A 10,999-nucleotide genomic window follows, 5' to 3' on the forward strand; every position below is an offset into this window, starting at 1 on the left:
AATCATGTCGGCAACACAAAACGAAATGAAAACAATTCGACTAGAAAAAGTAGTTCTCAACATGGGCGTAGGCAAGTCCGGAGACGCAATCGAAGTTGCAAAAAAAGCACTAGATCAAATCTCTGGAAAAAAATCCTGCGCTCGAGACGCCAAGGGCACGCAACGAGACTGGGGAGTTAGAAAGGGAGAACCAATCGGAGTCGCTGTAACAGTACGTGACGAAGACGCAACCAAGCTGCTAAAGCGACTGCTAGAGGCAGTAGGAAATCGACTAAAGGGAAGATCCTTTGATAATTTCGGTAACGTTTCCTTTGGAATCAAAGAACACATCGACATTCCGGGAATAAAGTACGATCCACAAATAGGAATACTAGGAATGGAAGTGGCAGTTACAATAACAAGACCAGGCTTTAGCATTAGGCTTAGAAGCAGACACAAGGCCTCAGTTGGACACGAACACAGAATCTCAAGAGAAGAGGCCCAACAATTCTTAACTAGGGAGTTTGGAGTGATTATCATATGAAGGACAGATCATACGAGTATACAGGAAGACACAAGCACGAATTCGGAAAAGGCTCACGCTGGTGCAAGCGATGTGGCGATTACACTGCAGTCATACAAAAATACAACCTTATGATCTGCAGACGTTGCTTCAGAGAAGTAGGAAACTCGCTGGGCTTTTACAAATATCGGTGATCAAATAATGCCAGCAACGAACATTCTTTCAAATTTATTTAATACTTTATACAATAACGAGGCAAGACGACGAAACGAATGCGTCATACTACCAACCTCAAAGCTAGGAATCGAGGTACTCAAAACTCTGCAAAAACACAACTATATCGGCGAATTTGAGCATGTCGAAGACAAGCGAGGCGGCAAATTCAAGATTCAGTTAATAGCACATATCACAAAATGCGGCGCAATCACGCCCAGATTCAAGGTAAAAAAAGGCGAGTTCAACGAGTGGGAGCAACAATACCTGCCGGCATACAACCGTGGAATGCTAGTAGTAACTACAAACCAGGGAATTATGTCTCACCATGATGCACAAAACAAGGGAATTGGAGGATTTCTAATAGGATATGTCTACTAAACAAGAGGAAATTTTCCAAACCATATTTGAAGTACCTCAAAAAGTCAAAGTCACGCTAAACAAACACATGCTACTAGTCGAAGGACCACTAGGCAAAGTTTACAAGAATTTCAAGAAAATCCCAGTCGAAATGTCAGTCTCCGACGGCAAGGTATCAATCAAGGCAATCAATAGTAGAAAAAAATACTATGCAATTGCAAACACCGCACTGTCACTCGTCAGAAACCTCTGCGACGGCGTAATCAACGGCTACACCATAAAGATGAAAATTGTATATGCACACTTTCCAATTACGGTAAAAACAAAGGACAAGCTTGTACTAATTGAGAACTTCCAAGGTGAGCGGGCACCACGCGTGGCAAAAATCCACGGTGCAACAAAGGTGGTATCAAAAGGCGATGACATTACAATTACAGGCTCAGTGTTAAATGACGTCACACAGACTGCTGCAGAAATCGAGGCAGTGACCAAAGTCAAAAACAAGGATCATCGAGTGTTCCTAGACGGTGTATACCAGTACCACAAGGCAAAAGGCATAGAAAAATAATTTTCTCATTTTACAATCAATACTCGTAAGAATTAAATCGCATGCGTCAAGCACATTCTTCGTGCCGCCCTAGCTCAGCGTGGTAGAGCGCCTGACTGTTAATCAGGGGGTCGTCAGTTCAAGTCTGACGGGCGGCGCCATTATATTTCTAAATTCGAATTCTGAAACATTTATTTTTGTTAGTGGTGACTCTTTCAATCATATCAGCACATATTGTATAAATGATATTTCTAAATTCGAGTTTTGAAACATTGATCGTTGCAACCGTACTGGTTTACACATTTAGACCGAACCGATCTAATATCTGATCGCAGATACCCAATAATGCAGGAGGTTTACAATGGCCAGAACTAGAAGGGCCAACCGTTATTGTATTGATTGCGGTGGCAGACTGACCTATTACCCCAGATTGTCAAACCCAAAGGCACCAAACGAGCATAGGGTACTAGTGTATGCATGCCCTGATTGTACTGTTGACTTTGAGAAACCAAAGTTGCTATCAATTAGGCGAAATCAGGTAGAAGACCCACTAGAAACAATTGAAGTTGAAATCATAGAAAACCGAGAAAAGATCACCCTGACAAACTAGTTTCAGCCCAGTATTGTCGGTCTTAAATTATAACTATACAGAAATACGCGGAAAACTGCCTAATTCTGCCGTGTTGGTAGGTATAATTCCAAAGTTGTCTATGGGTATTTTCCCAAAAATTTACCATTATTTTCAATTTTAGCGAATTAAAAAATGATGGCATTTTTTCATAAAGCCACCAATTAGCTCCATTTAGGGATATGAAAAAAATCAAAACTTGGTATCAAAAACTGCTCCAAAAAATGGCAAAAAATTGCCAAAAATCGGGGGTTTAGCTTTTACCCATATCAAAAATAATTGCCAGGTCCCTAGCTGGGCAATGGGGGTGTTTTGGGGCTTGGCCGCATTAGTTACGCACAAACGTTAAACCCCCACTGTTTTTGGGCGTTTTTGGAAAAATCACCACATGAGTAAACTAGGCCACAATACTGGGGGGTTTAGCATTTACGAATGATTTTATAAAATAAAGTGATTTTGAGAATTTTCAAAAAACCACCGTTTTTAGATTTTTCATACGTGCAGAATTGGTTAATTTAGTCTAGTTTTACTCCAAAAAGGTGGGGGTCTGACACTAAAACTTGGTCAAAAAAGCACCACAAAAAGAGTATGATGACTTTAGGAAGTATTTTGCATTTTCCTGTGTTGACTTGATAATACTCGACGGTAAATCCGTACTACTGACAAGGAGAACCAGAAACCCGTACAAGGGATATTGGCATTTGCCTGGAAGCATGGTCCACAAGGATGAAAGACTCCAGGATGCAGTAAAAAGATCAGCAAAAGAAGAGTTAAACCTTAATGTAAAAATCAAAAAATTTATCGGCGTTTACGAGAGCCTCAATAAATTCCGACATGATATTTCTCATGGATTTATTGTTGTACCATCGAGAGGAAAAATCAAGACCGATTATCAAAGCGATAATTATGGGTTTTTTACAAAACTACCTAGCAAGACCCTACCACACCACAAAAAAATGATTCTTGATGCGATGAATTGCAGGCACAAATAACAAATATGTCTAAATTCGAGTTTTGAAACATAAATAATCAATGCAATACAGCATGGTTTGCTCATGGGAGTAAATTAAAAAAATTTGAGATTAATCATGATGATTGAAAAGTATGGCCTTTGTCCCTTTCGTTGTACCGTAGACGCACTTGGCAGACTCTTGCAGCATTAATCACCAGATATTTTGCTTAAAATGTGCTTTTTCCATTGGTAATGTCACAGGTATTTTCAGCTACCGTCCTGCTTCAGCAACTAGAGAAATTCGTATGCAACTGATAACTTCAGCCATCAATACTATGATTGAAATAACCTCTGCAAATTCGTCATGCTCATAAAATTAGGCTAGTTTCTGGGAAATTACAAATCCGTAAATTCATTCGTGGGCGTTTTTCAATAAAATATTTGAAATAAGCCTCAAAAATAACAATGTTTCTAAATTCGAATTTAGAAAGAAGATATAATCCGCGTCCAAAAAATTACTAAAAAACGTCCAAACTTGGTATGTCTTTGGTCGAATTATGACGAGCGGGGCTTCAAATGATGGAATTTGGTCATTTTCATATTTTTAGTAATTAATCATCAGCAATACTAGTAAAAATCCATGAATTTGAAATTATAGGCCAAAAAATGGCAAATTGAGCGATTGTTTAGAGAATCACTGAAAAAATTCCAACCAAATAACCATAGCTTTGCTCATGCTGCTAGACCTGTTTCAAAAGATTGAAAGTATAAGACATGATATCTCAGAACGATGTTAAAAATTCTAATTTTGCCTGCTTTTTAATAATTTTCCGAGTAAAATGAGTCCTTAAATTTTTAATTTTTTATAAAAATCACACCAGTAATTTTTTGAGACTGGTAAGATTTGATCTTTGATTGGAAGACTGACCATAAATTACAAAACTTGCAAACACGCAAGATCCGAATTGAAGTAATTGAAATTCAATACCGTGTGGTAAATAATGATATTTGGTGCGATTTTGAATCCAGATTGCAAAAGGATGACTTCGTATTTTGTAAAAAGTAGCTTATCAGAGTTCTATTAAGAAATAATGGTCTGAATCATTCGTGGAAGAATTAAGAATCCAGGTTCAGAAAATACCAAATGATAGTCAGATCAAAATTATTGAGGAGTGTTTTAGGGAAATGCCAATAGAGGAGATACTATCTGGCCTCAAATTTGCCAAGAACCGTTGGTCTGCAAAAGATGCAGGAGTTCTCAAGGTGGGAAGAAAAAGCATCATCCAAAAAGAAATTCACTCCATAACAAACGAGCAGGCACAATGGCGTCTAAAAAACTGGAAAATGATGATCTCAAATTATAGGCGCCGCGGATACAGCTACCCAACAATTTCTAGAATAAAGAAAATTCTAATTGAAAAAAGTAAAAAGAAATCTAAATGATTGATTCTCTTCTTACTTGACTAGATACGCTAGTTGGTGGCTCTGGAATACTTGCTCTTGCTTGTCCTTCAATTACTGACTGGGCTTCTTCCAATATTGCAAGCGTGTCTGAATTTGGACTATACGTGGATACGGTGGTATCCGCAGCATTCATTGAAGAACCGGTTAATACATCGCCTAGTATCTGTGATAGATTTTGCATAGATGATGTCGCTTCTGGCATTATTCCAGAAAGTGAGCTGCCTAGTCCCTTGATTACAGACATACATGGACTCAATGTCACCACAATGTCTCCAAGCTCTGATACTGTGTTTAGTCTGAGCTGAATTTGTTCTAGTGCGAGTTTTGCACCGTTTACCATGTTGTGCATTTTTCTAATTTCTAATAATTCAGTTGCATATGCCTTTGCGTGTAGATTATTGTTTGATTTTTGTGCAGAAACAATTTTGCTGAAAATATAATCATTTTTTTGTTTTATTTTTTGAGATATTCCGTCTAGTTTACCAATCTGTAATTGGAGATTTTTCTGGGCTACGTCGATTTTGTTTTTGAGTGGGACGTCTGGCTTAACTTTATCGACGATTTTTTGTGTGAGACTCTCTGATCTACCAAAATCACTCCATTTGTCGCTTAATGAACCCATGTCAAAATCCTTGAAAAATTACTTTTAAAGAAATTTGTAACCATGGGTAGTGTCACTCTGGTTACATGACGGTATGGTTACAAGTCTAGCCAAAGGTAAATGTGTAGATTTCAAAGCTACGCCCTGCCTGAATCTCCAATACGTGGGATGACGAGTCTTTGATATTGACTAGGTTGTACAGCGTGGCCCCATTGATGGTTGTTTTGCCGTCTTTGACATCTATGCCGGAATGTTGATCTGAAATCATTTTACCGTCCAGCAATATCTGTATCTCTGATTCTCCAGCAGCTACGATGTTTACTTGTTTTGCAAAGTATGGTAAAACAATTCTGCCTGACTCTGATGTCAGTATCATTCTGTCTTCAAGGTTTTTCCAGGTTCCATCCAGATAGAAATTGTTTTCACGTAGTTTATCTGAAATTGTGTATGTTACTTCTTGATTTGGTCTGAATCCCTCTGGATTACCAATCTGACTCCGTCCAAAAGCGAAGTCATATCCAAAATACAATTCTGGAGTCCGCGATCCATGTTTGTATTGTTCAATGTCAACTAATGATTGTTCAGGTACACTGATTCCAAGCTTTTCTGCTCGCTCTTTTAGTAATTTCTGGATGATCATTTCAGTTTCATCATATTCTCCCTCGCCGATGTGATCGTATCTGATGTATCCTTCATCGTCGGCAAGATATTTTCTGGGCCAGTATCTGTTTTCAAACGCGTCCCAGGTTTTTTTGTCGTTGTCTAATACCACTGGATATTTTATTCCGAATTTTTCCACTGCACGTTTTACATTGTTGATGTCTTTTTCAAATTCAAATTCGGGCGAATGTATTCCTATTATTACTAGGCCCTGATCTGAATATTTTTCATCCCATGCTGTAATGTATGGAATGGTTCGATGGCAGTTTATGCAGCTATACGTCCAGATGTCATATAGAACGACTTTGCCCATGATTTTCTCTTGTAATGTTGAATCCGAGTTGATATAGCCTGCAACTCCAACCAGTTCTGGGACCTTTTTGAAGCGACTCTTGTCAGTTTTGGACATGTCTTGTGGGTTAAAATCATCTGGCTGGTCTAATGTGGAAAAATAGGCACCTAGCCCAACGACTAGCCCGGCAATTATTGCGCCCATGATTAATGCAGTTCTTATCTCTGATCTCATAGTGTCACCCAAGTAACAAATTGTTCAAAATGGGAAAACTAGCTATTGCCGCAAGCTGATTTGTTAAAACTAGGACTCCGAGCAGAATGATCAGTCCTCCCATTATTATGGAGTAATATTTCAGATGTTTGCTTAGCATATTGATGAGTCGTGTCATTTTTGAAAAGAATGCTCCCATCAGGATAAACGGAATTCCCAAACCGATGGAATATGCAAGGAGCAACATGAATGCCTGACTTGGTGTTGTCGCAGCTAATGTGAGAATACTTCCAAGAATCGGACCAATACATGGAGTCCACCCTGTCGCAAACGCCAAGCCGAAGACAAACGAAAGTGGGTAGCTAGCCCTTCCCACCTTTGGAAATATTTTTTTCTCAAAGTTCAGTTTCACAATTCTAATCGATAATAACATGAACGCTCCAAACCCAATAATTATCGCCCCCCCTATTTGATTAAAACTTGAAATCAGATTAGTTGCATTGTTAACAAGTACACTGTTTAGCATCACTCCAAATATCGAAAAAACTATGGAAAATCCAAGAACGAAAAATATTGTGTTTAGTAAAATGTTTAGTCTGTTTGTTGCCAAGCTTTGCACGCCGTGGTTTCTCTGAAGCTCTGTAATCGTCGTGCCTGAAATATAGGCCAAAAATGCTGGAATCACAGGTAGAATGCATGGTGCCAGAAATGAGCCCAGTCCGGCAATTGCGGCAATCCCAATAGTTATGTCTGCCAATACAACAGTTGTTGAATTTTTTTTATTAAAGCATTATTACAGATTTTTGTTATATTGCTTTTTATCTAAGTTGCATTGGTGAAATTCGTGAATAAGAGGTTCATTATAGTTGGAATCGCGCTTGGAATCATAGTGACAATTGCTGTACTTGTAGGATCGCCTGCGTTTATGGGCATGGATGTACGTCGATAACTCACACCAAATCGAACTTTTTGCCTGCCTTATCGAATACCTCTAATGCATCATCAATCTGCTTTTTTGATAACCACGCAGTAACTGAGATTCTCAGCCTTGCCGAGTTCTTTGGAACTGTTGGATATCTGATGGGCTGTGCAAAGATTCCATTATCATACATGAATTTACCAAATTCCAGAGTTTTCTTCTCATTTCCAATTATGATCGGTATGATGTGTGTCTGGGATTTGATGTCATATCCTATTTTTCTTAGGCCTGATGATAAACGAAATACATTTTGTTTCAATTTCTCTTGTTGTTTTGCTCTGTTTTGTGCAAGTCTTGATAATGACAATTCGACTAAAAACGAAGGCAATGCGGATGTGTAGATAAACGACCGAGCCTTGTTTATGCACAACTCTGTGACATGGTTTGATGATGCAACATATCCACCAAAAGAACCCAGGCCCTTGCTTAGACTGCTAATGTATACATCGATTCTTTTTTCTACACCAAAATGGTTTGGCGTACCCTTGCCATTTTTACCCACGACAAAATCCCCATGCGCGTCATCTACTATCAGGATAGAGTCTGTTTTTTCAGTTATTTCCGAGATTTCATCCAAATTGGCAAAGTCTCCATCCATGCTGAATACTCCTTCAGTTATGACGAATTTTCTGCCTTTGACTTTGGATATTTTTTTAGAGAGGTCCTGGGAACCATTGTGTTTGTATACTTGAGTTTTGGCCCCGCTCAGTCTACATGCCTCAATTATGCTTGTGTGATTAAGCTCATCGCTAAATATCGTGGATTGTTTGTCTGCAAGTGCAGGTATTGCACCGAGGTTTGCCATATATCCTGTTGGAAAAACCAAAGACGATTCTTGCGATTTGTGGACTGCGAGTTTTTTTTCTAATCTGATAAATGACTCATCATTTCCAGATACTAGCCTCGAGCTGGATTGAAGCTGTCTTGGCTTGATATTCCAGTCAGATAACCCCAAGTAGTCATTAGAGCAGAAATTTGCTCGTTTTTTTGCATTTATAGTGATGTACGGCCCACTGATTCTGCCGTTTCTGAGGCTTCTGTACAGGTTTTGTTTTTTTAGCTCCGCTAGTTTTTGAGCTATGTAATCAAGCTTCAAGTTTGATGTTTTTGATCATTTGAAGATCTTTGTCCATTTGATTTCCACCCAAAGTAAGATAGCCAGAACTAATTATGCCATTTGCACCGCTTAGCAAGAGTTCTTCACCAGAATCTGCTAGGTGTACTTCGCGTCCCCCTGAAATCTTGATGATCGACCTTGGCAACGCAAATCTAGTCACTGCAAAAACCCGCAGTATCTCTTCAAATGATATCGGGGTTTGCAATTCAAGTGGTGTCCCGGGAATTGCCACTAGCAGGTTTATTGTGACTTCTTCTGGCTCTAGTCCTGCCAATTCCGAAATTAATTCTAGCCTCTGTGTGCGTGTCTCACCCATTCCTATAATTCCGCCCGTACAAAGCTCAAGGCCAGCATTTCTCGCAATGTGTAATGTGTCTAGCCTGTCTTGGTATGTGTGGGTGGTGCATATTTGCGAGAATTTTGATCTTGCGGTTTCTAAATTGTGGTTGTATCGCTTGACACCTAGTTCTTTGAGCTTTCCTGCCTGCGACTCTGTAAGAAAGCCTAGACTACACTCTATTGATATTCCAACACTGTCTCTAATCTGAGTTATGATATCGCAAACTTTGAGAAAATCTGAATCTGATGGCTGACGCCATGCAGCTACCAAACAATATGATTCAGCACCTTCGTTTTTTGCCTTTTTTGCAGTCTTGACTATTTCTTCCGCTGGTAGTAATTGATAGCTGTCTATTCCTGTATTAAAAAAAGCTGATTGACCACAAAAAACACAATCCTCACTACAATAGTTTTTTTTGATGTTTGCCAATTGTTCCACATCTACCTTATTTCCCTGAAATGCTCTTGTGATTTTATTAGCAGCATCCGATAATTCTTTCAGATTTACAGTATTGATGAGTTCTTCTAGTTCTGATCCTGTTAGTTTTTTTCCACTCAAAACCTTATTCTGAAATTCTAAAATTAACTGAGAATTCATCATTGCAACTTAATTTTTTTCTATTAATTAATATTTCAAATGTTAACCTTGTATTGAAGACTGGTTTACAATTATTTTGATACGTTTTTGATGGTTTTGATTGTACCGTCTATTAGAAAATCGATTTCTTTTTGAGGCATCGCAAGCGGCGGTACAAGCATGACTATATTCCCTAGCGTTCTGAGGTAGATTTTCTGCTTTTTTGCCTCCTCAAAGACTATCCTGTTTACGGATTTTGCGAACGACATGGGCGTCTTTTTTGTTCTATTTGAGACCAATTCTATTGCGACAAGCATTCCTTTGTGCCTAATGTCGCCTACGGTATGTATGTCGTAAAATTCCTCTAGGCGCACTTTCAAGTGATTTGTGGTTTTTCTTACATTTGAGATTAGGTTGGTTTTCTGGTACAAATCCAGATTCTGATTTGCTACTGCACAGGCAAGCGTGTTGCCAGTGAACGTGTGCCCGTGGTATAGGTGCTTCATTTGGTGATATTTGCTCAAAAACGAATCATAGATCTTTTTTGTTACCAACGTTGCAGCCATTGGCAAGTATCCCGCGGTGAGCATTTTGCCATATGCCACAATGTCTGGTTTACTTTTTTGTGCGGTATATTCTACTAGTGATCCTAGACGGCCAAATCCGGTTGCAATTTCGTCTAATATCAGCAAAGTATCATATTTTTTGCAAATTTTGCTAATCTTGGACTGAAAACTGTCTTGGTATATGTTGACTCCACCGGCTATCTGTGCACCGCTTTCCATTACAAATGCAGCAATGTTTTGATTGTTTGCTAAAGTATCTTCAATTTTTTCTAGTGTCTGGGAATAATATTTCTCAATGTCTGCTATTTTGTAGCTGTTCTCAAATGGAATTTGGATTGACTTGTAAAGGTTTTTTCTGAATTTGGCAAAAAATGCTGGAACAAAACCAACTGACATTGTACCGAATGTATCTCCGTGATATCCATTTTGCAACGTGGCAAACATGGTCTTGTTTTTACATCCAATGTTTTGCCAGTACTGTATTGCTATCTTGAATGCAATTTCCATGGCAGTTGATCCGTTATCAGAGTAAAAGACTCGATTCATGCCTGGTGATATCGCAACTAGTTTTTCTGCCAAGTTTTCTGCTTGATTGTTTGTAAGATTAAACAGTGATGAATGAGTGATTTTCTTTGCTTGCTTACTCATTGCGGAAACCAGTTCTTTTTTAGAGTGACCCCAAACGTTGCACCACATACTTGCTACGCCATCCAGGTATCTGTTTCCATCAGAGTCTACGAGCCAAAATCCATCCCCATGAGCAATATTTGGAAACGAATCCCATTCTGACATTTGCGTGTATGGATGCCACACAGAACTGGGTCTCATTGCTTGTATTGCTGATTTTCATTTTAATAATCAAGCGGTAAAAGGATTAATTCCATAGACTAGGAGTTTCTACATGAAGTCGATTTTCATTACTGGTAGTGACACTGGCATAGGCAAAACCGTCTTTACATGCGCCCTTGCAAGTGCTCTAAAGTCTTCTG

13 protein-coding genes and 1 tRNA gene are annotated in these 10,999 nt (G+C 38.9%); 8 read left to right on the forward strand and 6 right to left on the reverse strand.

The window, feature by feature from the left end; translation table 11 throughout:
* Position 1 precedes the first annotated feature (1 nt).
* The 8 genes from FJ354_05760 (at position 2) to FJ354_05795 (ending at position 4,645) form a co-directional block, all read left to right on the forward strand.
* Entirely contained in the window at positions 2 to 523 is a 522-nt protein-coding gene (locus FJ354_05760; protein MBM3906167.1) for a 50S ribosomal protein L5, read from the forward strand.
* Positions 520 to 696: a 30S ribosomal protein S14 gene (locus FJ354_05765; protein ID MBM3906168.1), complete on the forward strand. Its 177-nt coding sequence runs from the start codon at positions 520 to 522 to the stop codon at positions 694 to 696. Before FJ354_05760 ends, FJ354_05765 begins: the two co-directional genes overlap by 4 nt.
* Before the next feature lie 7 nt (positions 697 to 703).
* Positions 704 to 1,096, forward strand: a complete 393-nt coding sequence (locus tag FJ354_05770; GenBank protein ID MBM3906169.1) for a 30S ribosomal protein S8 — start codon at positions 704 to 706, stop codon at positions 1,094 to 1,096.
* Positions 1,086 to 1,643 (forward strand): 50S ribosomal protein L6, encoded by a 558-nt coding sequence (locus FJ354_05775; GenBank protein ID MBM3906170.1) that lies wholly within the window; start codon positions 1,086 to 1,088, stop codon positions 1,641 to 1,643. Before FJ354_05770 ends, FJ354_05775 begins: the two co-directional genes overlap by 11 nt.
* Positions 1,644 to 1,706: 63 nt before the next feature.
* A tRNA-Asn gene (locus FJ354_05780) sits at positions 1,707 to 1,783 on the forward strand.
* 200 nt (positions 1,784 to 1,983) lie between these two features.
* Entirely contained in the window at positions 1,984 to 2,232 is a 249-nt protein-coding gene (locus FJ354_05785; GenBank protein ID MBM3906171.1) for a hypothetical protein, read from the forward strand.
* Between the two features lie 578 nt (positions 2,233 to 2,810).
* Positions 2,811 to 3,242: an NUDIX domain-containing protein gene (locus FJ354_05790; GenBank protein MBM3906172.1), complete on the forward strand. Its 432-nt coding sequence runs from the start codon at positions 2,811 to 2,813 to the stop codon at positions 3,240 to 3,242.
* Between the two features lie 1,067 nt (positions 3,243 to 4,309).
* Positions 4,310 to 4,645, forward strand: coding sequence for a hypothetical protein (locus tag FJ354_05795; protein MBM3906173.1), 336 nt, complete (start codon positions 4,310 to 4,312; stop codon positions 4,643 to 4,645).
* Here FJ354_05795 and FJ354_05800 read toward each other — a convergent pair.
* The 6 genes from FJ354_05800 to bioA all read right to left on the reverse strand — a co-directional run bounded on the left by FJ354_05800 (position 4,638) and on the right by bioA (position 10,838).
* Positions 4,638 to 5,288, reverse strand: coding sequence for a hypothetical protein (locus tag FJ354_05800; protein MBM3906174.1), 651 nt, complete (start codon positions 5,286 to 5,288; stop codon positions 4,638 to 4,640). The genes FJ354_05795 and FJ354_05800 overlap by 8 nt on opposite strands.
* Positions 5,289 to 5,373: 85 nt before the next feature.
* Entirely contained in the window at positions 5,374 to 6,453 is a 1,080-nt protein-coding gene (locus tag FJ354_05805) for a redoxin domain-containing protein (protein ID MBM3906175.1), read from the reverse strand.
* A gap of 4 nt (positions 6,454 to 6,457) precedes the next feature.
* Complete coding sequence (locus FJ354_05810; GenBank protein MBM3906176.1) at positions 6,458 to 7,189, reverse strand: cytochrome C biogenesis protein; 732 nt, start codon at positions 7,187 to 7,189, stop codon at positions 6,458 to 6,460.
* Between the two features lie 193 nt (positions 7,190 to 7,382).
* Positions 7,383 to 8,507: an 8-amino-7-oxononanoate synthase gene (locus FJ354_05815; protein MBM3906177.1), complete on the reverse strand. Its 1,125-nt coding sequence runs from the start codon at positions 8,505 to 8,507 to the stop codon at positions 7,383 to 7,385.
* Positions 8,497 to 9,468 (reverse strand): biotin synthase BioB, encoded by a 972-nt coding sequence (bioB, locus tag FJ354_05820; protein ID MBM3906178.1) that lies wholly within the window; start codon positions 9,466 to 9,468, stop codon positions 8,497 to 8,499. Before bioB ends, FJ354_05815 begins: the two co-directional genes overlap by 11 nt.
* Positions 9,469 to 9,536: 68 nt before the next feature.
* Positions 9,537 to 10,838: an adenosylmethionine--8-amino-7-oxononanoate transaminase gene (gene bioA / locus FJ354_05825; protein MBM3906179.1), complete on the reverse strand. Its 1,302-nt coding sequence runs from the start codon at positions 10,836 to 10,838 to the stop codon at positions 9,537 to 9,539.
* Positions 10,839 to 10,999: the final 161 nt, after the last annotated feature.

The organism is Nitrososphaerota archaeon (genome assembly GCA_016872055.1).
Classification (GTDB): domain Archaea; phylum Thermoproteota; class Nitrososphaeria; order Nitrososphaerales; family Nitrosopumilaceae; genus Nitrosotenuis.